A 26,191-nucleotide genomic window follows, 5' to 3' on the forward strand; every position below is an offset into this window, starting at 1 on the left:
GGACTATTACAATGAGCAAGAAGATTCACGTTACCGACACTATCCTGCGCGACGCCCATCAATCGCTGCTCGCCACCCGCATGCGCACCGAAGACATGCTGCCGATCTGCGAGAAGCTCGACAAGGTCGGCTACTGGTCCCTGGAAGTCTGGGGCGGCGCGACCTTCGACGCTTGCGTGCGCTTCCTCAAGGAAGACCCGTGGGAGCGCCTGCGCCAACTGCGTGCGGCCTTGCCCAACACCCGCCTGCAAATGCTCCTGCGCGGCCAGAACCTGCTGGGCTACCGCCATTACAGCGACGACGTGGTTCGTGCCTTTGTCGCCAAGGCGGCGGTCAATGGTATCGATGTGTTCCGTATCTTCGACGCCATGAACGACGTGCGTAACCTGCGGGTCGCCATCGAAGCGGTGAAGGCGGCGGGTAAGCACGCCCAGGGCACCATCGCCTACACCACCAGCCCGGTGCATACCATCGAGGCGTTCGTGGCCCAGGCCAAGCAGATGGAAGCCATGGGTTGTGACTCGGTGGCGATCAAGGACATGGCCGGCCTGCTGACCCCTTACGCCACCGGTGAGCTGGTCAAGGCACTGAAAGCCGAGCAGTCGCTGCCGGTATTCATCCACTCCCACGACACCGCCGGCCTGGCCGCGATGTGCCAGCTCAAGGCCGTGGAAAACGGCGCCGACCATATCGACACCGCGATCTCCAGCTTCGCCTGGGGCACCAGCCATCCGGGCACTGAGTCGATGGTCGCGGCCCTTAAAGGCAGCGAGTTCGATACCGGCCTGGATCTGGAACTGCTGCAGGAAATCGGCCTGTATTTCTATGCCGTGCGCAAGAAGTACCACCAGTTCGAAAGCGAATTCACCGCTGTCGATACCCGGGTGCAAGTCAACCAGGTGCCGGGCGGGATGATCTCCAACCTCGCCAACCAGTTGAAAGAGCAGGGCGCCTTGAACCGCATGGGCGAAGTGCTGGCGGAGATTCCGCGAGTGCGTGAAGACCTCGGCTTCCCGCCGCTGGTAACCCCGACCTCGCAGATCGTCGGCACCCAGGCATTCTTCAACGTCCTCGCTGGCGAGCGCTACAAGACCATCACCAATGAAGTGAAGCTGTACCTGCAAGGCGGTTACGGCAAGGCGCCGGGCGTCGTCAACGAGAAACTGCGGCGCCAGGCCATCGGTAGCGAAGAAGTGATCGACGTGCGTCCAGCCGACCTGCTCAAGCCGGAAATGGTCAAATTGCGCGGTGATATCGGTGCCTTGGCCAAGTCGGAAGAAGACGTGCTCACCTACGCCATGTTCCCGGATATCGGGCGCAAGTTCCTCGAAGAACGTGAGGCCGGTACCCTGGTCCCTGAAGTGTTGTTGCCGATTCCTGAGGCCGGCGGTGTACGTTCGGCGGGCGGTGAAGGTGTGCCGACCGAGTTCGTTATCGACGTGCACGGTGAAACCTACCGTGTGGACATCACCGGTGTCGGCGTGAAAGCCGAAGGCAAGCGGCACTTCTACCTGTCCATCGATGGCATGCCGGAAGAAGTGGTGTTCGAGCCGCTCAACGAGTTCGTCGGCGGTGGCGGCAGCAAGCGCAAGCAGGCCAGCTCACCGGGCCATGTCAGCACCACCATGCCGGGCAATATCGTTGATGTCCTGGTCAAGGAAGGCGACACCGTCAAAGCCGGCCAGGCCGTGCTGATCACTGAAGCGATGAAGATGGAGACCGAAGTGCAGGCGGCAGTGTCGGGCAAGGTCACGGCCATCCATGTGGCCAAGGGCGACCGGGTCAATCCGGGCGAGATCCTGATCGAGATCGAAGGCTGATCAATAGCCGTCGACTAAAAACGTTTTTCCTCGGGGGAGCATGTGCTCCCCTTTTTTTTGCGCGAGGTTTGCCATGGAATAATGGTGGTATCTATTGATGTAACCCTCACTTCATAAGTCTTATAAAATAAGCGACGAGTACGCCCAATGGGTAACTTGGGCGCTTATTAACTTTTCGTTATATGGAGTGATTTATGTCAATGGACATTATCCAGGTGCATGATCGCATGCCTTCTTTCTGGACTGAAGGGATGGAGGTAACAATTGGTGATCTCGCGAGGCCGGCTGCTGTCGACCCTCATTTCAACCGTGTGCGTGATCTGACGGTTTTCTGGAGGGGAGAGGCGGAAATAGATGCTGAACGCGGGCAGCCGGCTTTTGTCAACACGCCTTTCTATAGTGTTGACTATCTTGGTTGGGGCAGCGAAAGGGTCAAGATTTCAGAAAATATGCGCGAAGAGTTTATGAAGCTCCGTGAGCTGATTGATGCCCTTGAAAATTATGCACCGGCGGAACATCGGGGGCTCATGGGTGAGCAGGTCCTCGCCAGAGGGGCGTTTGACAGGCTTGATGACAAGGTTGATGAAGTGCTTCCTGGCCTGGAAGAAAGCAATGGCATAGTGCCTAGCGAGGATGAACTCGTTGTCAATCTGTCGGATGCTTATAGCGAGTTTATCGATAACAACGTCGACTGGCGTCTTGAGGATGGCCCGCTCCCTTATATCCTGGATATGGCGGCGTAATCGATCCTCTCACCGCTTTATAAATAACCCGGTCAGTTTATTCACTTGAGCTCACCAGGAGCAGTGCCTAGGGGGCTGCTCTTCTGGTGTTTTGCGTGAGCGAAATACTATTCAAGGAAGTCAATGAAGCCCTTGACGACAAAACCTACGGCACCGTTGATAGAAGTGCTCGGGGAATATAAGAGTATTCTGATCAGCGTGGGGTGTTTCACCGCCTTGATCAATGTGCTGATGCTGGCCCCCTCGGTTTACATGCTGCAGGTTTATGATCGGGTTCTGACTTCGCAAAACCAGACCACGTTGCTCATGTTGACGTTGATGATCGTGGGATTTTTCGTTTTTATCGGGTTGCTGGAGACCGTTCGCAACTTTATCGTCAACCGTGTCGCGGGGCATCTCGATCATCGTTTCAACCTGCGTGTCTACCAGGCCGCCTTCGAGCGCAACCTGGTCCGTGGTGACGGGCATGGTGCGCAGGCGCTGGGCGACCTGAACCATATTCGCCAGTTCCTGACCGGTCCGGCACTGTTCGCTTTTTTCGATGCGCCCTGGTTTCCGATCTACCTGGCCGTGATGTTTATGTTCAGCTTCTGGCTGGGTGTCTTCGCCTGTGTGGGAGCCGTGCTGCTGGTGACCATGGCGCTGCTCAATGAGTGGCTGACCAAGAAGCCGCTGGCTGAAGCCAGTCGCCATTCACACGATGCCAGTCGTCTGGCCACCAGCCATTTGCGTAATGCCGAGACCATCCAGGCCATGGGCATGCTGGAGGTGTTGCGCAAACGCTGGTTCGAGCCCTACGCCCACTTTCTCTCGCAACATAATCGTGCCAGCGACACGGGCGCGCTGATGAGTCATCTGAGCAAAGGCTTTCGCCAGTGCCTGCAATCCCTGGTGCTGGGGCTCGGTGCGCTGCTGGTGATCGTCGGCGATATGAGCGTCGGGATGATGATTGCCGGTTCCATTCTGATGGGAAGGCTGCTGCTGCCCATCGACCAGTTGATTGCCACCTCCAAACACTGGAACGCCGCCCGGTCGGCGTATCAGCGTCTGGACGCGCTGCTCAATGAGTTTCCCGAATCGGCGGGGTCGATGGTCTTGCCCGCTCCCAAGGGTGAACTGGCGTTCGAGCAGGTGAGTGCGGGGCCTCCCGGCGCGCGGACCACAACCGTGCACCAGGTGAGTTTCCAACTGGCGGCCGGGGAAGTGCTGGGCGTGCTGGGGGCATCCGGCGCGGGCAAGTCGACCCTGATTCGCGTGCTGCTGGGCATCTGGCCGGTCCGCGGCGGGGTGGTGCGATTGGACGGTGCCGATATCCACCGCTGGGACCGCAACGAACTGGGCCCGCATATCGGCTACTTGCCCCAGAACATCGAGTTGTTCAGCGGTTCCGTGGCTGAAAACATCGCCCGTTTCGGCGAACCGGACCCGGACAAGGTCGTCGAGGCGGCCCGCCAAGCAGGTGTTCATGAGCTGATCCTGCGTTTGTCACAAGGTTATGACTCGGTGTTGGGGGACGCGGGCGCCGGTCTTTCCGGGGGCCAGAAGCAGCGTGTGGCATTGGCCCGGGCGCTCTATGGCCGGCCTCGTCTGGTGGTGCTGGATGAGCCGAATGCCAACCTTGATGTCGAGGGTGAAGCGGCCCTCACCCGAGCCATTGCCCAACTGAAAGCCCAGGGCAGTACCGTGATTCTGGTGACCCACCGTAGCAACGTTCTGGTCCAGTCCGATCAGTTGATGGTGCTGGAAGGGGGGAAAGTGCAGGCATTCGGTCCGCGTTCTCAGGTGCTCGAAGGTTTATCGAGAACCCGGGAGGCCAGTTTGAAAACCACCGTTCAATCGCCAGGGAAAACAGGCGCATGAGTTCAGATAGCACCGTGCAACATAACCCTGCGCTCGTCTCGTGCCCGCGGCGCGGGGCCGCTTTTTTCGTCAGGTTGGGTTGGATACTGGTGGTGTTCGGTGCCGGCGGTTTTTTCACCTGGGCGGCCCTGGCGCCACTGGATCAGGGCGTCAGTGTGCAGAGCACGGTCGTGGTGTCCGGCAAGCGCAAGGCCGTCCAGTCCCTGGGAGGGGGCGCCGTCAGTGAAATCCTTGTCAGGGAAGGGCAGAGGGTTGAGAAGGGGCAAGTACTGTTTCGCCTGGATCGGACTCAACTGTCGGCCGCTGTCCAATCCTTGCAGGCCCAGTATCGCCAAGCCCTGGCCACTCAAGCGCGTTGGCAGAGCGAGCGGGACAATCTGGCGCACGTTCGGTTTCCAGCCGAGTTGAGTGCTGATGCCGATCCGTTGTGGGCGGTGCTCCTGGAGGGGCAGCGGCAACTATTTGATAGTCGGCGCGAAGCCCTTTCTCGCGAGCAGGCGGGCATACGTGCCCGAATCGACGGGGCGACGGCCCAACTGTCCGGCCTGCGCCAGGCCCGCAACGACCTGAACGCCCAGGCCGGATCGCTACGCCGTCAATTGGAGAAGCTGCGCCCTCTGGCGGATGAGGGACATATTGCGAGCAATCGCCTGCTTGAGCAGGAGCGCCAGTTGTCGCAGGTCCAGCAGCAGATCGCGCGGAATAGAGGAGAAATCGGGCTGCTGAAACAGGAAATACTCGAATCGCAGCTCAAGCTTTCCCAGCATGTCGAGCAGTATCAGACAGACGTCCGCGGTGAGCTGGCAGAGGTGCGACTCAAGTGCCTGACCCTGGAACAACAGCTGGCGTCCGCGCGTTTTGACTTGCAGCACACCGAGGTCAACGCGCCGGCGCAAGGGATTGTCGTCAACTTGAGTGTGCATACCGAGGGCGCCGTGGTGCGTGCCGGCGACACCCTGCTGGAGATCGTCCCTCAAGGCCAGCCTCTGGAGGTGGAGGGACGTCTGCCGGTCAGCCTGGTGGACAAGGTCAGTCCTGCACAGTCTGTGGACATCCTGTTTACGGCGTTCAATCAGCGTGTGACGCCCCGTGTCGCCGGCGAGGTCAGCCTGGTGTCGGCCGACCAATTGCTCGACGAAAAAACCGGCGCGCCCTACTACGTAATACGCAGCACGGTCAGTGAGGCCTCCCTGGAAAAGCTCAATGGCTTGGTGATCAAGCCCGGCATGCCGGCCGAGATGTTCGTCCGTACCGGCGAGCGTTCATTACTCAACTACCTGTTCAAACCGCTGTTGGATCGCGTGAGCGCCTCATTGACTGAATAGGATGATGTTCTGCCTCATGAAAATATTTTTGATGCCTGTTGCCTTGTGCGCTTTGATCGCCAGCCTGGAGAGTCATGCCCTGGGACCCTTTCAAGTGTATGAGTCCGCTTTGTTGCATGACCCGGTGTTTCAGGGGGCTATGAAGGCACGCGAGGCTGGGCGTGAAAGCGATGCCCTTGGCCTGGCAGGGCTGCTGCCCCGGCTATCCTATAGCCACAACCTGGGGCGTAATGAATCCAGGATAACGTCGATCAGGGCGACGGGTAGCCGCCATGACCCGCGCCGCTACCGCAGTGCTACCTCGGCGCTGACCCTGCAACAACCGCTGCTCGATTACGAAGCCTATGCTGCTTATCGTAAAGGCGTCGCCCAGTCGCTGTTTGCCGATGAGGTGTTTCGCACCAAGAGTCAGGAGCTGTTGCTACGGGTACTCAGTGCCTACACCAGGGCCTTGTTGGCTCAGGATCAGATTGAAATTGCCCTGGCCAGGAAAGAAGCTTTTGAGCAGCAGTTCCAGCGCAATACCCGGCTGTTTCGCCAGGGAGAAGGCACGCGTACCGATATTCTCGAGGCGGAGTCGCGATTTGAACTGGCAACGGCGCAGCAGCTCGAGGCCCATGACGAACAGGAGGCCGCCCTGCAAGAGTTGGGGGCCTTGATGGGCGAACCGCGGATCGCTATCAACGATCTGGCGCCGCTGTCCGCGGCTTTCCAAGCCTTTCCCATGGAGCCGGCAACATTTGCTCATTGGCATCGAATGGCGCTGGTCCAGAACCCGTTGCTGGCTGCTCAACGCCAGGCTGTCGAGGTGGCCCGGCATGAGGTGGAGCGCAGCCGTGCCGGACATCTGCCCAAGGTCACGGCCTATGCCAGCCTGCGCAAATCGGAGTCCGATAGCAGCAGCACTTATGACCAGCGCAACAGCACCCATAGCGTTGGCATCGAGTTGAGCGTGCCGTTGTTCGCGGGGGGCGGCGTTTCGGCCTCCGTGCGCAAGGCCAGTCGGACCCTTGAGCAGACGGAGTACGAACTGGAGGCCAAGACTCGTGAGACGTTGATCGAGCTGCGCCGCCAGTTCAGCGCTTGTGTGTCGGGGGAGAGCAAATTACGCGCTTATCAGAAGGCCCTGGCTTCAGCGGCGTCGCTGGTGGATTCGACGCAAAAGAGCCTGCTGGGAGGGGAGCGCGCCAATCTCGATCTGTTGAATGCCGAACAACAGCGGTTCAGTACCCGTAGCGAGCTGGCCAAGGCCCGTTACGATTATCTGATGGCATGGGTGAGGTTGCGTTTCCACGCAGGCATCCTGAATGAGAGCGATCTGGCCAGGATCGATGAGGTCTTTGTTGCCGATATGGGTTGATGAACCCTATCTTTCCGTGACCAATAGCAAGCGATCTGAACGCTGTATTTTTTGCCTATATTGCCCGCCTGGCGCTAGATGGCTTTTGAACGGTTTCGGGCGGACGCGAATCGTTTGCCCTATATTCTGGCTGACGGCGGTTTGCCGACAGTCACGCTGAATCATCCGTTGATTGCCTTGAAAAGGCTTGATCAGCGCTTGCAGGATTGGGGGTTGAAATGACTCCCAGCCTGAAGTCCGTGCACTGCTGATTCAAGCCATTCAGGACGAGCTTGCCTAGGGCGCGATTGGCATCGGCGCGGCGGTCAGGCGCTTGCGTGTCGAGGTCACCGGTTTGCACCAGACTCAATTTGCACGGATGTGCAGGATTTCGTTACGGCCCCTTGTTCATATCGAGCACGAGGAGGGCAATCCGACGCTCAAGTCGTTGAATTCGGTATTCAAACCCTTCGGGTTGCAGATGGGATTGGTGTGACTTCGCAAGACTATAGGCTGATGCGCTGGCGTTGCCTTTTGCGGTTAGACCATGGTGCCAGTCAGCTAAGACCGAGCACGGTCCTTGTAGGCGTTGGCTTGCCAGCGATGAGGCCCTTGAGTCTTGCGGTGTCCATGCGGACGCCATCGCCAGCAAGCCGGCGCCTACAGGTGGTGTGGTGTTTTCAATATCCCATTTCAGCGAGGAGCTTGCTTAAAAGGTCAGCTTCCACTGCCCCATGACGCCATGTTTGCGGCTGTTGCCGCCAATTTCCCCGGTGTAGCCGACGCCGAGGCTCTGGCTGGGCGACAGATTCAGGTCCAGGCCGGCTTCCAGCAGCAGGCTGTCGCGGTCCAGGGCGGCGCCCTTGACCTTGAAGGCGTGATCGGTCACCGCAAGTTTTTGCTCAATCGTGCTGTCAACGTCGCCATACAAGTGTTTCCAGCCGGCACTCAGGCGCGGGGTCAGGCTCATTTTATTGTCGAGGGTGGTGATGGCGCTCGCGCGCAGGCCGAAGGTGCTGTTGAGGTTGCCGTGGGTCTGCGTGTCGACCTCCAGGGCCGCTTCGCCGCCACGCTCCTTGAAGCGGTCGCGGTGATAACGTTCGTAGCCGAGGCCGGCGAATGGTTCGATGTTCAGGCCGATACCGCCGAAGGTGTAGCCGAGTTCGGCGAAGGCTTGTTGGCTGTTGGCGTCGTAATCGCCTTTGAGACGATCACGGTAGCCGTTGAACGCCAAGTTGTGTTCGGTCTTGCCGGAATGGCTGCTGTATACCGCACCGAGTCGCAAGGCCAGCGGGCCGCTTTGGTGCAGGGCATAGGCGCCGACGTGCCAGCTGTCGAGGCCACCGGTAAAGCGTTGGCCTTTGAAGTCCGACTGCGACTGACCGCCAAGGATGCCGAGGCGCCATTCGCTGTCGAGTGCCCAGTCGGCACCCAATAGCAGGCCCCGGGTGCTCTGCCGCAGCCCATGGTGGCCGTGATTGCTGTCGAATCTGGCGGAATTGCCCAGGCCTTGAACCCAGAGCCGGTTGTGGCCGCCGTTCATGACTTGAAGTGTTTTGCCGCTTTGGTCGGGCAGGCCTTCCGTCTGTCGCAAGACTGTCAGCAGGCTGCTGCCCACTTGCCGGGAGCCGCTGAGCGTCGCGTTGCGCAACTGGGCATTGCTGCCGCCGGCAAGTTGCTCGAGCGCCTGTCCCGCCTCCACGGCGCTGATGTAGCGCAGGGCATGGCGCAGTGGCGAGTCCGCTGACGGTGGCGGCGCGGGCTGGTCCGATAGATCAATGTCCTGGTCTTTCTTGGCGACTGGTTCAGGCGGTGTAACCGTCGGCACTGAGGCGATGGGGTCGGCTGGTGTAAGGGGCGGCGCTGGAGCGCTGGGCTCGGGTGGTGTGATGACCGGTATTGAGGTGACTGGGGCAGGCGGTGTAATGGCGGGCACAGAAACTTCCGGAATCGTCGACTCATGCGGTATAGCCGGCACAACGGCGATAGGCGCTGGTGCCGGCGTGGGCGGCGCTATCCAGGGATTCAAGGCTCCCCCCACGTTCTGGCCATTCTCGGTGTCCCCGAGATCCTCCAGGTTGACCTCGTTGCGTTCGTAGGTGAGGTCCACTTGCGTCGAGGTGTAATGGGCCGTGGCCGTCATCAGCGCCAGATTGGTGCTGATGCTGGCGAATTTTCCTTCAATCTTGCCGGCCTTCACGATCACGTGCGGGTGGCTCGTCGGCGACTCGTTGGCGGTCAGCACATACAGTTGGGCACCTTCCAGGTAGGCGGTGCCGCCGACCTCGACGGTGGCGCTGCTGCCATCGGCGTCGATGCCATAAACGAGGGTCGCGCCAGGATCCAGGGTCAGGTGTTCCTTCACCTTGGCGGCGCCTTGAAGAGGATCAACCTCCAGGGTTCCGGCTACCCGCAGGTTGCCGACTGTCCCGTTGCCGCTATAGGTCGCCCCGTCGTTGACCTGTGTCGTCCCGAGAATGCCACCCTGGTTGATCAAATGGGCCTGGGCCAGCACCTCGGCGCCGGTGCTGAAGTCGTTCTTGCTAGTGAGGGTCCAGGTTCCCTGCTTGACCAGCAGGCGCTCGAAGTGGCGGCTGTTACCGAAGCTGCCGCCGTTGGCGTCATCGAAGATCACCTGATCATCATTGGCTTTGAGCGGTGTGTCAGGGTCGGCGCCCAGTAGAAAGTTCTCCAGATAATCGTCCGTGGTCCCGCCGTCTACCCAGCCGGAAAATTGGCTACCGCTTTTCACGATCAGGGTGTCGCTTTCCCCCCCCAGGTTCAGGGCCACGCCATTGCCGCCGCTGATCAGGCCGTTGCTGATCAACGTATCGGCGAACTGGCCGATCAGGCTGACGCCAAAGCCGTCGAGGCCGCGGATGACGCCGTGGTTCTCCAGCCGCAAGGGGGTTGTCCGCTGGTCGGCGAGCACACCGTTGTGTTGCCCCTCGATCTCCGCGCCCTCGTGGTTGATGAGGCGGCCACCGTCCAGGTGCACTCCCTCGCTGCTATGGCGTGGGCTGGCGGAGTCGCCGCTGGGTCGATGACCCCGGTCAAAGCCATTGGCCCCGCTGCCCGTGATTCGGCCATGGTTGTAGAGGTAGACTCCGCCCCCCCGGGCCCGCAGTCCGTCGGCATCGCTGTCCACGGCGGTGGTGGTTCCTGTCAGGGTGCCACGGTTGAGCAGATGGGTTCCGCCTTCGATCCGCAGGCCCGTGCCGTCCTGCGCTGCCAGATGGGCCTCGCGAAAAATTTCGATGCTGTTACTGAAAGGCGTCTGTCCGCTCAGGGACCAACGGCCTTGCCGGACCTCCAGTCGCTCGAAGTTGCGGCTGTCGCCAAAGCGGCCGCCCTCGGGGCTGTCGAGAATGACCTGGTCGTACCCCGTGTTGCCGTCGACGCTACCTTCGAAGCGACTGTTTGCCTGCACGATCAGTGTGTCGTCACCGCCGCCCAGGTCGAGGGCATGACCGTTGCCGCCGTGGATCAGTCCGTTATTGGTCACCCGGTCGGCCTGCTCGCCAATGAACTGCACGCCAAAGCCTTTCTGGCCGTGGATAGTGCCGTTATTTTCCAGTGTGGTGGATAGCTGCGCCGGATTCTGGTTGCCGTCGCTCACGACGATGCCGTGATCGGCGCCGCTGATGCTGCCCTTGGCATATTGGGTAATCGTACCGCCGCCGATGGCGATGCCTTCGCTGGTATGGACGTCGCCATATGGGTCCACGCCTCGGCTGCCTTTGCCGACAATCTGGCCGTCGTTATGGATCTCGGCGCTCGCCTTGATCCGAATGCCATCGCCGTCGGCGTCCATGGTGGTGGCATCGCCCGTGAGGCTGCCGTAGTTGGTGATCTTGCCACTGCCCGCGGAGTGGAAACCTGCGCCATTGAGTCCGCTCACCCGCTCTCGGTTTATAAGTTCTCCCTGGCCTCGAGTGCTGATGCTGTGACGCCCGCCCGTGACGACTTTGTTGTTGATCACGGCGACATCACTTGCCCCCAGTTCTATGCCGTTATGTTGTTCACTGGTGACTTTCCCATCGTTGACGATGCGGCCGGTGCTGCGTCCGCTGAGCTTGATGGCGCTTCCGGTAATCGCTTGGATCTCGCCGTCACGATGATTGGTGTAGTCGACTGATGCGCCGCTCAGCGTGACCGCATCCCCCTTGATGGCATGCAGGCTGCTGATATTCATGGAGGCCAGGCGAGCGCTGGCGCGATCCTGTTCGCTGGTGGCTGAAGAGGTGCCAACGGGGCTGGCTTGTGTGTCCCGCAGGATGATAGTGGTCAGTGCCAGCGTGATAGCGAGTGCTAAACGATGAGGAGTAGGGGGCATGCTTTTTCCGGCCTTGGATTGATTCAAGACCGGAAATGTATCTATGTATTTAGCCGATAAATGTCGGCCTTTTTACCTCCGTCAGGCGAGATAAATCAGCGCATCCAAGGGGTTAAAAACGCATCTTCCACTGCCCCATGAGCCCGTGGGTGCGGCTGTTGTTGCCTACTTCGCCGTTGTAGTTGACGCCAATGGAATGCCTGGCCGAGAGGTTGAGGTCGAGCCCGGCTTCGACGACCAGGCTGTCGCGGTCTTGAGCGATGCCTTTGGTATTGTAGGTGCTACCGGTTACCTGATGGGTCTGGGTACTGGTGCTGTCGATGGGGCCGTACATATGTTTCCAGCCGGCGCTCAGGCGCGGGGCCAGGCTCATCTTGTTGTCCATGTACTTGATGCTGGCGGTGCGCAGGCCCAGGGTGGTGCTGAAGTTGTCCTGGGTCTGGGCATCGGCTTTCAGTGCGGCTTCACCGCCTTTTTCCGTATAGCCCTTGCGTGAGTAGCGCTGGTAGCCGAGGTTGGCGAAAGGCTCGGCGCTGAGGCTGCCGCTGCCCAGGTTGTAGCCGAGTTCACCGAAGACCTGCTGGCTGTTGGCGCCGTAGTCGCCGGTGAGACGGTCCTTGTAGCCGCCGAACTCCACGTTGCGCTGGGTCTTGCCGTAGTGCTGGCTGTGGACCGCGCCGAGGCGCAAGGCCAACGGTCCGCTCTGGTGCACGGCGTAGGTGCCGACATGCCAGCTGTCCAGGTCGCCTTCGAAGCGATCGCCTTTGTGTTTCGACAGCGATTTCCCGCCCAGCAGGCCCATGCGCCATTCATCGTCCAGGGCCCAGTCGACGCCCATCACCACGCCTCGGGTGTTCTGTCCGAAGGCTTTCTGACCTTGCGGTTGATCGAAGCTGCTGGCGTTGTTCAGGGCTTGGACCCACAGGCGACTGTCGCCCGGCTTGATCTCCGAACGTCCTGCCAGCGAGACCTGGCCGGGCGTGTTGCCTTGCGTCGCGAGCATGCCGTTGCCGAGCTGGCGCATGGCCGCGAGGGCGCTGTTGCCCACCTGGGCGGCGCCGCTGAGCGTGGCTCGGCCCAGATTTGCGTTGGCCGCGCCGGAAAGCTGCACTCGCGCCTCCCTCTTCTCCACCGAGGTCAGCCTGTTCCAGGCTTTGAGCAGTGGCGATTCGATCGGCCTGGGGGTTGGCTGGCTGACATTACCGCCCTGGCCGGCCTTTGGGTCATCTGCCTGAGGTTGTTTTGGCACTTGAGTTACAGGTGCTTCAGGCGCAACGGGAGCAGCAGGCTTCGCAGGAACGACAGGTTTTTCAGGCGTGACTGGAGTTACAGGAGCAACAGGTGTCACAGGCGCAATGGGAGTAGCAGGCTTCGCAGGAACGACAGGTTTTTCAGGCGTGACTGGAGTTACAGGAGCAACAGGTGTCACAGGCGCAATGGGAGTAGCAGGCTTCACGGGAACTACAGGTATCTCAGGCGTGACCGGAGTTACAGGGGTAACAGGTGTCACAGGCACAATGGGAGTAGCAGGCTTTACGGGAACTACAGGTATCTCAGGTGTGACTGGAGTTACAGGGGTAACAGGTGTCACAGGCACAATAGGAGTAGTGGGTTTCACGGGAACTACAGGTATTTCAGGCGTGACTGGAAGTACGGGTACAACAGGAGTTGCAGGTTGCACAGGCGTAATCACATTATTCTTGTCGTTTTCACACGAGCAAGGTGCCGCGATGTAGTAAGACTCTTTACCTGTGTCATCTGTTTTTATAAGGATCGGCCGGGCCATGAGCTGGCCATCACGAGTGCGAAACTCACCATCGGCGTTAGTGAGATGGGGGGCGCCGGGAATCTGTGGGTATGGAGTTCGGAATACCTTGAAGTGGGTGCCCGGATCTTCCTTTTTCCACTCCGGGTCATTTTTATCGATCTCTTTCCATTTCTGCCCAGGATCCAATCTTGGCAATCCCGCTGGATCCAGCGGCTCTACAAAATTGGAAGCTGCTGCAGACTGTCCAGTGACGGGCAGAAAATTTCCATAGGTGTTGCCCCACTGGTTCGCACCGGCATATATGAAATTGTTACCCGGAGGCGGGCTGGGGCGCTGATATGGACCATCTTGTACATAATTATAGGTCGACCCTGTGTCGGTCCCAAGATAGCCATTTTGATAATAATTGGCTTGTGCCTGTGGGGAGAGGGTGCTGATCAACGCCAATGTGACGGCTGTTGAAAGAAGATTCTGTTTGGGGGACATTCCATTTCATCCTCAGAATAAATCGAGGCGGAAATGTATCTATCCATGTAATCGATAAATGTCGGGCTTTTTACCCGTTTTTTGCGAGATATGTCACCGGTCAGGCGACGATTAGAGGCGTGTTTGTGACTCTGTGGTCTTACGGTGGCCAATGCGTCAGCCACCGTATTTTCAAGGTGAGGGGCACTGCACTTTCAGGTTGTCCGCTTAACCCCGGCACTCGACCAGGGACTTGATTTGCCCGGCCGTGGTCAGGTTCTCTTCTGACAACCACTGCTCGAACCCGGCATTCACCGTCGGCCATTCCGAATCGATAATGCTGTACCACGCCGTGTCGCGATTCCGGCCCTTGACCACCATGTGCTGGCGGAATACGCCTTCGAATCTGAAGCCCAGACGCTCGGCCGCCGTACGCGAGCGGGCGTTGTCGTTGTTGCACTTCCATTCCAGGCGCCGGTAGCCCTGGGCGAAGACTTCCCTGGCCAGCAGGTAGACCGCCTCGGTACTTTTCGGCGAGCGCTGCATCGGTGCACCGAAGGTGACATGGCCGATCTCGATACGGCCCTGGGCCGGGACGATCGACATCAGGCTGAGGATGCCCTGGACTTCACCGCTGGCCTTGTCAACCACGCTGAAGAAATACGGATCGCTATTGGCCGCGTGGTTGTTCAGCCAGTCATTGAAGGCGCCGCGCTCCAGGAACGGACCGTAAGGCAGGTAGTCCCAGAGCTTGGGGTCGGCACCGGGACCGGTCAGGGCCTGCCAGAGATCGTCACCATGACGGGCCGGGTCGAGCTTTTCCAGGACGATGAAACGCCCCTCCAGACGCTGGGCCGAAGGCGCCGGTGCGCCTTTCCAGTTTGCTACGGATGTCGACATTACACTTTCCTCGAGGCTCACAACGCTTGGCGAAATTGAATGAAACCGGGGCGCTCGGCAATCCGTTCGTACAACTGGATGGCGGTGGCGTTGGTCTCGTGGGTCAGCCAGTGCACTTTACCGCAGCCGGCTTCGGCCGCCGTGGCATAGACATGCTCGATCAACAAGCGTCCCAGCCCAATTCCGCGCTGTCCGGGCGCCACGAACAGGTCCTGCAGGTAGCAGGAGTCCTGAACGCTCCAGTTCGACCGATGGTAGATGAAGTGCACCAGGCCCACGGCCTTGCCGTCCTGCCAGGCGAGGGCGGCATTCGTGGTTTCGGCAGGGTCGAGCAAACGTTGCCAGGTCGACTGGTAGACCGCGTCCGGCAGCTCGGTCTCATAGAATTTCAGATAGGCCTGCCACAGTGGGCGCCACACGGCCTGGTCGGCGGCGCTGAGCGGACGGATTTCGATGGAACTCATGCTGACTCCTTAACGCATCAATTGGGCGAGGGCTTGATCCTGGCTGTCGGCGCTGGCCGCCAACCCTTGTTGCACACCGGCGCTGTCGGCGGCGCTGCGGTTCTGGCTGAGCTTGCGCTTGCCTTCCAGGCGCTGGATCGGCAGGGCAAAACCGACAATCGCCTTGAGCATGCTGTCGATGTACGGCGCCGGGGCATCGGCGACTTTCCACGGCTTGTCGCGGCTGGCCTCATGCCGGTCGGTCAGAGCGCTGACCAGGTTGAGCAGGCGCTCGGCATCGTCGAACACCTCGGCCTCGCCGTAGGCATGCACGGCCACGTAGTTCCAGGTCGGCACGACCTTGCCGTGCTCGGCCTTGGACGGATAGAAGGACGGGCTGACATAGGCATCGGCCCCCGGAAAGATCACCAGCACTTCGCCACCCTCGGCCAGTTCCCGCCACTGCGGGTTGGCCCGGGCCAGATGGCCGTAGAGCGTTCCGTTGGGACCTTGCTCGGGGCGCAGCAGCAGCGGCACATGGATGGCTTGCAGGCCGAGCTTGCCATGGGTGACCAGTGTCGCCAGGCGGGTGCCCTGGATATGTTGCTGCAAGGTGAGCAGGTCTTGTTCGGAAAAGGCGCTGGGTGTGTACATGGAAATTTTCCTTGGCGAATACCTGCATCCTAGGCAGGCTATTGGTTGGTTGTAAGAGCCATTACCGACGATTTTCATAGGTCCAATACCATGCCCAGTCCATCGTTGCCCCTGCCGTTCGACCCTGCCGGGATCCACCTCGATCCGGCCAAGGGACTCAGTCGCCAGCTCTATCAGGCCCTGCGCCTGCGGGTACTGGACGGCCGCCTGGCCAGCGGCAGCCGCCTGCCGGCCAGTCGCGACCTGGCGAGCGCCCTGGCGATCTCCCGCAATAGCGTGGTGCGGGCCTATGACCAGCTGTACGCCGAGGGCTTTATCGAAGGCCGGATCGGTGATGGCACCTACGTCGCGCAACTGCCGGAAAAAGCCCTGCCGATCAAAAAGTTGTCCACAAAACTATCCACAGGGTTTTCAACAGGCTTACCCACAGGTTTATCCACAAAATCGACTGAAACTGCTGGGGTTACATCCAGTAAAGTTATCCACAATCTGGCCATGGAGCGCATCGAGAGCAACCCGATGCACAAGCCACCAAGCGGTCCGCCGCGGGCTTTTCGGGTCGGCGTGCCGGCGTTTGACCTGTTTCCCTTTGGCGTTTGGGCCAAGCTGCAGGCGGCTTTCTGGCGCAAACCGGACTTGCAGTTGCTGTGCTACGGTGAGGCGGCGGGGGAACAGCGCCTGCGCGGCCTGATCGCCGCCTACTTGCGCAGCTCCCGGGGCCTGTCCTGCACGCCTGAACAAATTGTGATCACCAGTGGCGCGCAGCAGGGCATTAGCCTTTGTGCACAGTTGCTGGTGGACCCGGGCGATGGCGTGGCGGTGGAGAACCCCGGGTACCGCGCGGCGCGTCTGGCCTTCGCGGTGGCGGGGGCTCATCTGCATGGCGTGGCGGTGGACAACGAAGGGCTGGATTGCGCCGAACTCGCGCAATTACCGGACTGCCGGCTGGTTTATGTGACCCCCTCTCACCAATACCCCACCGGCGTGATCATGAGCCTGGCCCGGCGCCTGGAGCTGCTGGCCTGGGCCGAGCGTAGCGGCGGCTGGATCGTCGAGGATGACTACGACGGCGAGTACCGCTACAGCGGCGCGCCGCTGGCGCCCCTGGCCGCGCTGGATCGGCAGGGGCGGGTGCTGTATGTCGGGACCTTCGGCAAGATTGCCTTTCCGGCGTTGCGCCTGGGTTATCTGGTACTGCCGCCGACGTTGGTCGAGGCGTTTTCCCAGCGCCGTGCCCTGGATATGCGGCACTCGGAGGTCAGTACCCAGGCGGTGATGGCCGAGTTCATGGCCGCCGGGCATTTCCAGCGGCATATCCGGCGCATGCGCCGGGCCGCGCTGAGTCGGCGTAATACCTTGTTGGCCCATTGGCCGGCGGCTATCCCGGGCTGTGGCGATTTGCCGGCGGTTGCCGCGGGCCTGCACCTGACGGTGCCGGTGGAGAGCCTGGCCAGGGAGCGAGAGTTGATCGCGCAGGCCGAGAGCGTCGGCGTTGAAATCAGCCCCTTGAGCAGCTACTGGATCAGCCAGCCGGAGCCGCCCGAAGACCGGCGCGCCGGCCTGGTCCTGGGGTTTGCGGCGGTACCGGAGGCCGATATCGAGTCGGCGCTGGCGCGCCTGCGCACGGCCTGGAAGCTTTAGTCGCAGGGCGGTATTAGCCGGCTACCGCAGGCCGGAGGGTGGTCGATGATTAGGTGTTCCTGGAACCCGAAACCAGGATGAATACCCATGAGATCCGCCCTCGCTGGCACCACCTTGAGCGAAAACCAACAGGCTTCGCTGGTCTACACCCTCAGTGACTATTTTGCCCGCCGCCCGAGCCTGGAAAGCGTCGCGCCGGGGCTGGTGCGGGACATGCTGGAAGATGAATTGCCGTCGTCCGGGGCGCGGCTGGTGAATGTCGCACTCATTGAGCCGGAACCCGGCAAAGACGACAGCGCCGGTGTGCAATACCGGATCTTGCCCCTGGCGCACCTGCTGATCGAGCGCTTCCTGGGTGAAAAGGAGCTGGTTCATCCGCCGGGCAGCTATCTGACGCTCTATCCGGGTGCCGAGTATCCGCAGAAGTTGCTCCTGGGCGTTGAAAAGGTCGAGACGCTGTTGAGCGAATGGGCGCCGTTGCTACTGGATGCGTATAAACAGGAACTGGTCGACTTCTGGAGCTTGCCGTTGGAACAGGATGTCGCGCCCTGGCAGCGGCTTTCCGAATTCTTCGCCGCGCAATTGCGCCAGGTGTGCGCGGCGCTTTCGGGCGATGAACTGGCCACCGTGCAGATGGTGCTCGACTATCCCGACCTGGAGGCGCGCCGGGTCAGGTTCGGCAGTGACTGCGCGCAGGCCTATATCCCGATCATCGATACCCGCGACAAGGATCCCGAGCCCTTGCATGTCCAGGCGCTGGTGTTGAGCCGCTGGGTCGGCCAGCGCCAGATCGTCTTGCTCTACAGCCTGTTCGGCGGGATCGAAGCGTTCGATTCCAGCGAAGCGCTGGAAGCCTCCCTGGGGTTGACCTTGAGCGGGCAGGGCTCGGATTTCAGGAATTATTCGCCGGACCATCATGTCTTCGATGCCCTGACCGTGAGCCTGCTGGCCCGCCAACTGGAGGCCATTGCGGCGATCAAGCCGGGCGACTTTCGCGATCTGTCGGCACTTGATCAGCGATTGCATGAGCTCAGCGGATTGCAGTCCCTGGTCGGTGCCTTCCGTTCCGGTCACGAGACGAAGCTGGGTCAGTTGCACGACTTGCTTCCCGGCTGGCTGCGCAATGCCGCGCCATCGCTTCGCACCTGTTATGGGGAGTATGTGGCGGCGCTGGCGTCGGTGCATCGACGGCATGCCGGCAAGGCGTTTCTCGACGGCATTCCCGATATCCTCGCTTTTGCGCGCCAGGCATTGCAGGCGAGTCTGGAGAAAGAGTATCCAAAGGCTGCGCCCGTGTCGGTCGGCGATATCGGCTTGACCTTGACGCTGGGCACGAACAGCGCGGTCGAACTGGCCAACAAAAGCTTCAACCCTGCAGGCTTTCGCGATGTGACACAGTCCCAGGACTATGCCGCCCTGGCGTTGAAGAACCTTGAGGCCTTTCCGTGCACGGCGTCCGCGCAGGTGCGCTACAAAGGTCAACCCGCGCCCGCCTGGATGACCTATGAGGCGCTGCGCACGGCGGTGAGTGACGTCGATATCGGCAGGACCTACCCCGATTTGCTCAGGCAGAAACTGCGATATGACCTGGCCGAGCGCACCCGGCAGGAGCGGCTTTTTACCGACTACCTGAGGGTGCTGTTGCCGATGTTGGCGCTGGAGTTGCGACTCAACCAGCAATTGAGCGAACCCGCCCAGCGTTATGTCGAAGCGCTGGTGACGCAAGACGTTGGCGTTCAGACGGTCCTGGGGCGGGACATTGTGGTCAGGCCGCTGGCTTTCCTGGTGCACCCGAATGCCACGGCGGACCGGGTGCGCAACATGTTTGTGATCGGTCCGCAGGCGACGGAGCAGGGGCCGCAGGTGTTGTTCTGCCCAGGCAGCGCCGCACCCTTGCTCGAATTCTCTTCATTTGATGGCTTGTTGGCGGCTATCAAGGTGGAAGGGGGTTTGCAGCAGTCGGTTCTCGCCGGCCTGGACCCGCTGGCGCGGATGATCTATGACCATGGCGGGTTCGAGGAACCCCATCTGGGTAGGGTGATTGTTTCCGATTGGGACGTACCTGAGACCCCACTGCCGGTTGCACTCGATACCACACCACTGTCCGGTTCGTTTGGCGCCGCACTGTTCGCCGCCAGCGTCGAGGCGTTGATCGCGCATGCCGAGGCGGACTCGGTATCCAATGCCGAAGACCGCTGGAATCGTTTCGTCGATCTGGGCTGGGCCCTGTTCGGCTTGCTGCAACCCTTTCTGCCCGGCCCGCTGGCGAGTCTGGGGTTGATCGTGCAATTGCTCTCCAGCCTCAAGACCTTCGCAGATCCCAATGCCGCGCAGCCCTGGGTGGCGTTCGCCGATGTCTTGCTGAACCTGGCGGTGGTGCTGGTGTATCACCGTCGGCCGTTCATCGCTAAAGCCGAGGTTGCTGCCGGGGCCGTGCGTCCCGGGCCGATCATCGACAACGCCGTGATCAAGGCGCCGGCGGTCAGCGTCGCGCAGCAGTTGGTGTTTGCCTGGACCCGTCCGGGACGTCAGTTCAGCGCCTCCGAACTGGTCCGGCTCGAGAAGTTCAAACTGCCGTTGTCCGAGGCTCCGGGCAGTGTGCTGGCTTCGGGGGAGTGGCAAGGCTTGTATCAGCGTGACGGCTTGCTCTATGCCCAGGTCGACGAGGCCTGGTTTCGGGTGGCGCGCAAGCTCGATGGGGTGGTGATCATTCATGATAGCCACCCGGCACTCCAGGGGCCTTGGCTGAAAAGCGACGGCGCCGGGCGCTGGCGCTTGGACCGCGGCCTGCGCCTGCTGGGCGGCGTGGGGGAGTTGAGTGTGCGCGCCGCGAAGAAGTTGAAGTCGCTGGAGAAGAAGGCCCGTGATCTGCTGGCAAGCGTGCCGGCGCTGCTGGCGGATGCCGAGCGCACGGCGAGCGTCGTGGCTTCGCCTCTCGACATCCAGAACATACTCGAGCTCAAGGCGCAGCCTTTTGAAGAGGCTATCAAGGAGTTAAGCGCGTTGACCCAAGGACTTTCACAGTCACCCCGGTCGCTGATTTCCGATCTGGAGCAGGCGGCAAACACCTTGGCCAACCAGGGCCTGAGCCTGCGGATCAGGTTGACCAAGGAAAGGTTGCCGAGCGCTGCCGCTGTCGGGTTTCTGCACGCGCAAGGGCAGATCACGATCCGCAAGCTGGGTGAGCGCCGGGATATTTCCCAGGGCAAGGGCACCGATTTTCTGGAGGAGTACGGCATCAGCGACAGGCAGGGCGGGTCGTTTTGGTTCGCGCACTTCCATTACCCGACGGCGACCACGCCGGCGGCCAGCTATGTCAAAGCGCACCTCAAGACCCGCGCGCAGCGTTATCTGGGGCTCGGGTTTCAGATCGCCCAGGCGAGCGCCGGGGGGAAAGTCCAGCCCATCTGGCGCGGGCCGATCGACCCCGAGACAGCAGGGACGCTGTTCCTGTCGTTGCGCGGCTGAAGACAGTCTGCGCCAGCGCAAAGACTGGGCGTGACGATATTTTGCTGGTGGAATGCCGAGCTGTGGGAGCCGGTGTTTGCGCGCAAAATATCGTCAAGCCCCGATCGCTGGGACGAGCCGGTGGTAATCCTCAGATTCCGGACTTGATCTTGGTCCAGGCCCGTGTGCGTGCCCGTTCGGCCTTCTGCTCCAGCGGCTGCAAGGTGTAGAGCGTTTTCATCGCCGCTTCGGTCGGGTACAGGTTGGGATTGCCGCGGATCGCCGGATCGACCATTTCGGTGGCGTCCTTGTTCGGGTTCGGATAACCGACAAAGTCGCTGATCGGCGCGATCACCTGGGGTTGCAGCAGGTAGTTGATAAAGGTGTAGGCGTCCTGGGTGTCCTTCGCCCCTTTGGGGATCGCCAGCATATCGAACCAGATCGGCGCGCCTTCCTTGGGCAGGCGCATGTCCACCACCACGCCGTTCTTGGCTTCCTTGGCGCGGTTGGCGGCCTGGGAGAAGCTGCCGGAATAACCGACGGCCACGCAGATGTCACCGTTGGCAATGTCGGCCATGTACTTGGACGAGTGGAAGTAGGTGATGTACGGACGGATCTTCAGCAGCAGCGCCTCGGCTTTTTCATAGTCCTTGGGGTTGTTGCTGTTGGGGTTCAGGCCCAGGTGCTGCAAGGCCAGCGGCAGGATCTCCGATGGCGAGTCGAGCAAGGCGACGCCGCATTGCTTGAGCTTGCTGATGTTCTCTTCCTTGAAGATCAGGTCCCAGCTGTCCACCGGCGCCTTGTCACCCAGTACCGCCTTGACCTTGTCCGGGTTGAAGCCGATCAGGATGGTGCCGTACATGTAGGGCACGGCGAACTTGTTGCCCGGGTCGTTGGCCTCGATCAGCTTCATCAGCTTGGGATCGAGGTGGTTCCAGTTCGGCAGTTTGCTGCGGTCCAGCGGCTGGAACACCCCGGCTTCGATCTGCTTGGCGAGGAACACGTTGGACGGCACCACCACGTCATAGCCGGAGTTGCCGGTGAGCAGCTTGGCTTCCAGGGCCTCGTTGGTGTCGAAGATGTCGTAGACCAACTTGACCTGGGTGTTCTGGGCCTTGAAGTCGTCCAGGGCCTTGGGGGTGATGTAGTCGAACCAGTTGTAGACCCGCAGGGTGCGCTCCTCGGCGTGGGCCGCGGTGCCGAGCACGGCGGCGCAGAGGGCTGGAGCAATAAGACGCTTGAGCTTGTTCATTGTTCTAATTCCTCATAGAGCGTATTGGAAACCTTCGAGTACGTTCACGGCATTGATGCCGATTTCTTCTACCGCGTAGCCGCCTTCCATCACGAACAGCGTCGGCTTGCCCAGGCGGGCGATGCGTTCGCCCATGCGCAGGTAGTCCGGGCTGTCGAGCTTGAACTGGGAAATCGGATCGTCCTTGAAGGTGTCCACGCCCAGGGAAACCACCACGACATCGGGGGCATAGCGTTCGATCTCGCCGCAGGCCTGTTCCAGCGCCGCGCTCCACTGCTCCCAGGCGGTGCCGGCGGCCAGCGGATAGTTGAAGTTGAAGCCCTCGCCGGCGCCTTCGCCGAACTCGTCGGCATAGCCGAGGAAGAATGGGAACTCGGCTTCCGGGTGGCCGTGGATCGAGGTGAAGAGCACATCGTCGCGCTCATAGAAAATCGATTGGGTGCCGTTGCCGTGGTGATAGTCGACGTCGAGGATCGCGACCTTCTTGTGGCCTTGGTCGAGAAACGCCTGGGCGGCGATGGCGGCGTTGTTCAGGTAGCAGTAACCGCCCATCAGGTCGCTGGCGGCGTGATGTCCCGGCGGGCGGCAGAGGGCGAAGGCGCTGCGGGCGCCGCGCTGGATTTCGGCCTGGGCGCTGAGGGCGACCTGGGCCGCGCTATAGGCGGCCTGCCAGGTACCGGCGGTGATCGGTGCGCCGCCGTCGAAGCTGTAGTAGCCGAGTTCGCCGTGCAGGTTTTTCGGGATCACCCGGCGCAGGGTGCGGGCCGGCCAGGTGAAGGGCAGCAGGTCGCCGTCATGGCCTTGTTCGGCCCAACGCTCCCAAGCGCCTTTGAAGAAGTTCAGGTAGGCCTCGTCGTGAACGCGGCGGATCGGCTCCAGGCCGAAGTCCTCCGGTTCGCACACCGGGCCCAGGGCCTGGTGTTGCACACGGGCCAGTATATGGTCGGCGCGCGAAGGCATTTCGAAGCAGGGCATCAATTGCCCGTCGATCAGTTCGCAGCGGCCGTGGTGCAGGTGGTGATCGTCTGAGTAGACCGTCAGCATTTATTGTTCTCCGGTAGCGTGGACGTGGCCTCATTCTTGATGCCTGGCGCTTTTGGGAGAACGGCGGGAGCGGCCAAAAGGGGACTGATATGGCCAAAAAATGTGTCCTTATTTCGCCCCTGAACGGGGCGTAGGGGCCCTTTTTGGGGGCGCAACACGCGGCCTCGGGTTGGCGGTGTTGGCGTGGGCTTGGCGCCTCAGGGGCGGAACTGGCTCGGACTGACGCCGCTCCAGCGCACGAAGGCATGGCGGAAGCTGGCGGTTTCACTGAAGCCCAGTTCATCGGCAATGCGGTGAATCGGTAGCTGACCTTCCCTGAGTAACTGTTTGGCCCGTTCGAAGCGCAGTTCGTCGAGCAACTCCTGATAGCTGCAGCCCAGGTCGTTGAGGTGCCGGCGCAGGGTGCGAGCCGAGCATTTCATCTGTTCGGCCAGGCCCTCCAGGCCTGGGGCGGTATGCAGTTGCGCGGCGAGCAAGTGGCGGATGCGCCCGAGCCAGGCCTGGCGACCGGTGAACTCCAGGTTGTGCTTGCGACAGCGCTCGGCCATGGCCTGGTGAGTGATGGCGTCCGCCAGGGGCAAGGGTTGCTCCAGCCAATGCTGGTCGAAGGCGAAGGCGTTGCTGCCGGCCGAGAACTGTAGCGGGCAATCGAAGCTGTTGCCGTAGTCGGTCTGATAGTCCGGCGCCTCGTGCTCGAAGCGTGCCGCCAGCAAGGGCAGCGGGTGCCCCAGCAGGTCGTCGCAGATGACTTTCAGCGAGGCCAGGCACAGCTCGGTGTTGAACACCGCCAACTGCGGGTTTTCCCGATAATCCGCGGCGGTGAACCAGATCCGTTCGCCGTCGGCTTCCAGGCTCAGTTCGAACAGTGTTCCCAATAGCGCCGGATAGCGCAGGGCCAGGCGCAAAGCGTCACCGAAGGTGGCACTGGTGAGCAGGGCATAGCCGAGGATGCCATAGGCCGAGACATGCATCCGGCGACCCAGTTCCAGGCCGATTTCCCGGCGCAGGGCCACGGCATTGCTGCACACCTGCATTTCCTGGTTGGTGGTGATGCGGGTGTCGGCGCGGCTCAGGTCGGCGGCGCTGATGCCGCTGCCGGCCAGCAGCGCATCGCTGGCAAAACCCTTGTCGCGGAAGGTGTTGAGCACCAGGGAAACCGCGTTGAGGGTGGTGAGGTGAGAGTGGAGCATGCTCGATTCCATCCATGGGAGGTATGGGAATCGAGCAAGTTGTGTGCCGTCAGGCTACAGCGTCGGCGGTGGGTTGCGACCCCGCCAATAAGGCATCGACCACTGCCCGGGCCATTTCCACCGAATGGACCATCGACCAGATCAGCCCGCGTTCGACGCCGCTGCCGTATTCGGTGATTTCATCGGAGACTTCTTCGGCGCAGCGCAGCATCAATGACACATGGATCAGCGCCTGCTCGGCGCTGATGCCTTCCTGCACGTTGAACAGCGAGAGGTGACGGCCGTCGTTGACGCAGCCGGGGCGGGCGGCGGTTTCTTTCAGGGCGGCCAGCAGCGGCGGTTCGTGGCGCTGACTGTTGAGGACCTGCAAGAGGTCGGCGTTGGCTTTCTTGAGAATGGCGGTGATCCGGGCGCGGGCGGTCCTGCTGGGCGGATCAGGGACGATTTTATCCATGCGATGACATCCTATTGATGTCATGGAGCCGTGCGCCTATTGAGCTCGGGCGACTAAACCCGTTCACTGCAATTGGGCAGTGACAAACGGAGACTAGTCACGTGGCTGGACAGGCGCAAGGCGTTGGGATTTTCTAGGAAATGTCGCTCAAGAAAAAGTGATTTGTCTGGTGTGTAGGCTAGTCAGCTCATGAAATTTGAAGCCGAGCGCGGTTTTGTGGCAAACCCTGGTGCCGTTCAGTCAAGGCAATTTGAAATCAAACGCGGACTTTTGGCGAGCGTGCTTGTCGGAATACCGCACCGCCGCTCTCGGCTGCGAAGCAGTCGTCAAACCAGGCACCTCGGTCTGCCTGATAGACAGAATGCACCGGTTTTAGGGCCGCTTCGCGACCCAGCGCGGGCAAGCCCGCTCGCCACAGTGGATCGCGTTCGGCTTCAAATTTCCTGATTTGACTAACTGGCAAGTTGAGCGGTGATTCAGCTCAACTCGCCACACAGATCCAGCTCGACCAACCGCCGCACTTCAGCCAGCTCCAGGCCCGCGCCCAGCAACGCATGCAGCTTGCCGAACAGCGCCTCGCGGGTCATGCCGCCGCCGGACAGTACGCCGACACCGCGCAAACGGCTACCGGCTTCATACACGTCCAGCTCGACGCCACCTTCATGGCACTGCGTGATCGCCACCACCACGACCCCCTTGTCCCGCGCCCGCTCAAGGCTGGCGAGAAACGCCGGGTTATCGCTCGGCCCGGTGCCGCTGCCGAAGCACTCCAGCACCAACGCCTGGATACCGCTGTCGATCATGCCGTCCAACTGAGCGGCGCCGATGCCCGGTACCAGCGGCAACACGCCGACGCTCGCCAGTTGCTTGCCCTGGCGATAATCCAACTGCGCCGGTAGCGCCCCGACCTTGGCCCCGCCGCCCGTGCGATTCAGTGCCGCAAACGGGTGCCGGCCAAAGCTGCGAATCTTCGCGCAACGGGTCGGCGAGAGCATTTCACCGTGGAAGTGCAGGTGCACGCCCGGCGGCAGGCCCAGGCCCAAGGCGACCAGCGCGCCGCAGACGTTCTCCCAGGCATCGCTGTCCGGCACGCCCGCCGGCAGCATGGAACCTGTGAACACCACCGGCACCGGCAGGCCCAGCAACTGGAAACTCATGGCCGCGGCGCTATACGCCAGGGTGTCGGTGCCGTGCAAGACCAGCACGCTGTCGCAGTGTTGCCCGTCCACGGCCTCAACCACCGCCTCGCGCAGGCGCTGCCAGTACTCGGGGGTCATGTTGGCGCTGTCGATCAGCGGCGCCATCTCGCGAAAACGCCAGTCCGGCACACTCAGGCCTGGCTGGCTGGAGAGCTGTTCGCGCATCCGTGTTTCGAAACCGGAAGCCGGGGCCAGGCCGTTGGCGCTGGCCTGCATGCCGATGGTGCCGCCGGTATAGAGCACCATGACGTGCTGCGCGGCAGGATAGGAAGCGGAAGTCATTGATGGTTCTCCTGGACGAATGCACCTTG

At 61.4% G+C, this 26,191-nt stretch carries 18 protein-coding genes; 8 read left to right on the forward strand and 10 right to left on the reverse strand.

The annotated features are described in order from the left end of the window. The first annotated feature begins 11 nt into the window (after positions 1–11). From oadA to M5B96_RS21775, 6 genes are all read left to right on the forward strand, one after another. Positions 12–1,820, forward strand: a complete 1,809-nt coding sequence (gene oadA, locus M5B96_RS21745) for a sodium-extruding oxaloacetate decarboxylase subunit alpha (protein WP_248799075.1) — start codon at positions 12–14, stop codon at positions 1,818–1,820. A gap of 194 nt (positions 1,821–2,014) precedes the next feature. Then, positions 2,015–2,563 carry a hypothetical protein gene (locus tag M5B96_RS21750; protein WP_248799076.1) on the forward strand — a complete coding sequence of 183 codons (549 nt, stop codon included), beginning with the start codon at positions 2,015–2,017 and terminating at the stop codon, positions 2,561–2,563. 123 nt (positions 2,564–2,686) lie between these two features. Beyond that, entirely contained in the window at positions 2,687–4,423 is a 1,737-nt protein-coding gene (locus tag M5B96_RS21755; RefSeq protein WP_248799077.1) for a type I secretion system permease/ATPase, read from the forward strand. Further along, positions 4,420–5,748 (forward strand): HlyD family type I secretion periplasmic adaptor subunit, encoded by a 1,329-nt coding sequence (locus M5B96_RS21760; protein ID WP_248799078.1) that lies wholly within the window; start codon positions 4,420–4,422, stop codon positions 5,746–5,748. The genes M5B96_RS21755 and M5B96_RS21760 overlap by 4 nt, the downstream gene beginning before the upstream one ends. A 1-nt stretch (position 5,749) precedes the next feature. After that, complete coding sequence (locus M5B96_RS21765) at positions 5,750–7,108, forward strand: TolC family outer membrane protein (protein ID WP_248799079.1); 1,359 nt, start codon at positions 5,750–5,752, stop codon at positions 7,106–7,108. Positions 7,109–7,394: 286 nt separating this feature from the next. After that, complete coding sequence (locus M5B96_RS21775; protein WP_248799183.1) at positions 7,395–7,583, forward strand: hypothetical protein; 189 nt, start codon at positions 7,395–7,397, stop codon at positions 7,581–7,583. Positions 7,584–7,796: 213 nt separating this feature from the next. Here the strand turns inward: M5B96_RS21775 and M5B96_RS21780 are convergent, their stop codons facing one another. From M5B96_RS21780 to M5B96_RS21805, 5 genes are all read right to left on the reverse strand, one after another. Continuing rightward, a complete protein-coding gene (locus tag M5B96_RS21780) occupies positions 7,797–11,423 on the reverse strand; it encodes an autotransporter outer membrane beta-barrel domain-containing protein (protein WP_248799080.1) in 3,627 nt (1,208 codons plus the stop codon). A gap of 112 nt (positions 11,424–11,535) precedes the next feature. Then, positions 11,536–13,677, reverse strand: coding sequence for an autotransporter domain-containing protein (locus M5B96_RS21785; protein WP_318654856.1), 2,142 nt, complete (start codon positions 13,675–13,677; stop codon positions 11,536–11,538). A 207-nt stretch (positions 13,678–13,884) separates the two neighbouring features. Continuing rightward, the gene (locus tag M5B96_RS21795) at positions 13,885–14,556 is read right to left on the reverse strand and encodes a GNAT family N-acetyltransferase (RefSeq protein WP_248799081.1); all 672 of its coding nucleotides are present in this window, start codon (positions 14,554–14,556) and stop codon (positions 13,885–13,887) included. 17 nt (positions 14,557–14,573) lie between these two features. Further along, a complete protein-coding gene (locus tag M5B96_RS21800) occupies positions 14,574–15,020 on the reverse strand; it encodes a GNAT family N-acetyltransferase (RefSeq protein ID WP_248799082.1) in 447 nt (148 codons plus the stop codon). A 9-nt stretch (positions 15,021–15,029) separates the two neighbouring features. Next, complete coding sequence (locus M5B96_RS21805; RefSeq protein ID WP_248799083.1) at positions 15,030–15,653, reverse strand: FMN-binding negative transcriptional regulator; 624 nt, start codon at positions 15,651–15,653, stop codon at positions 15,030–15,032. Positions 15,654–15,743: 90 nt separating this feature from the next. On the opposite strand from M5B96_RS21805, the gene M5B96_RS21810 reads away from it, so the two are divergent. Continuing rightward, positions 15,744–17,294 carry a PLP-dependent aminotransferase family protein gene (locus M5B96_RS21810; protein WP_248799084.1) on the forward strand — a complete coding sequence of 517 codons (1,551 nt, stop codon included), beginning with the start codon at positions 15,744–15,746 and terminating at the stop codon, positions 17,292–17,294. Positions 17,295–17,381: 87 nt separating this feature from the next. After that, a complete protein-coding gene (locus tag M5B96_RS21815; protein WP_248799085.1) occupies positions 17,382–20,762 on the forward strand; it encodes a dermonecrotic toxin domain-containing protein in 3,381 nt (1,126 codons plus the stop codon). Positions 20,763–20,892: 130 nt separating this feature from the next. Here M5B96_RS21815 and M5B96_RS21820 read toward each other — a convergent pair whose 3' ends face one another. From M5B96_RS21820 to M5B96_RS21840, 5 genes are all read right to left on the reverse strand, one after another. Further along, positions 20,893–21,993, reverse strand: a complete 1,101-nt coding sequence (locus M5B96_RS21820) for a polyamine ABC transporter substrate-binding protein (RefSeq protein ID WP_248799086.1) — start codon at positions 21,991–21,993, stop codon at positions 20,893–20,895. Between the two features lie 12 nt (positions 21,994–22,005). Beyond that, positions 22,006–23,037: a histone deacetylase family protein gene (locus tag M5B96_RS21825; RefSeq protein ID WP_248799087.1), complete on the reverse strand. Its 1,032-nt coding sequence runs from the start codon at positions 23,035–23,037 to the stop codon at positions 22,006–22,008. 197 nt (positions 23,038–23,234) lie between these two features. After that, positions 23,235–24,227 carry an AraC family transcriptional regulator gene (locus tag M5B96_RS21830; protein WP_248799088.1) on the reverse strand — a complete coding sequence of 331 codons (993 nt, stop codon included), beginning with the start codon at positions 24,225–24,227 and terminating at the stop codon, positions 23,235–23,237. A 49-nt stretch (positions 24,228–24,276) separates the two neighbouring features. Further along, a complete protein-coding gene (locus tag M5B96_RS21835; RefSeq protein ID WP_248799089.1) occupies positions 24,277–24,681 on the reverse strand; it encodes a hypothetical protein in 405 nt (134 codons plus the stop codon). Between the two features lie 476 nt (positions 24,682–25,157). Beyond that, positions 25,158–26,162, reverse strand: coding sequence for an asparaginase (locus tag M5B96_RS21840; RefSeq protein WP_248799090.1), 1,005 nt, complete (start codon positions 26,160–26,162; stop codon positions 25,158–25,160). Between the last annotated feature and the right edge of the window lie 29 nt (positions 26,163–26,191).

This window comes from Pseudomonas sp. MWU13-2105, assembly GCF_023242315.1.
Taxonomy (GTDB): Bacteria; Pseudomonadota; Gammaproteobacteria; order Pseudomonadales; family Pseudomonadaceae; genus Aquipseudomonas.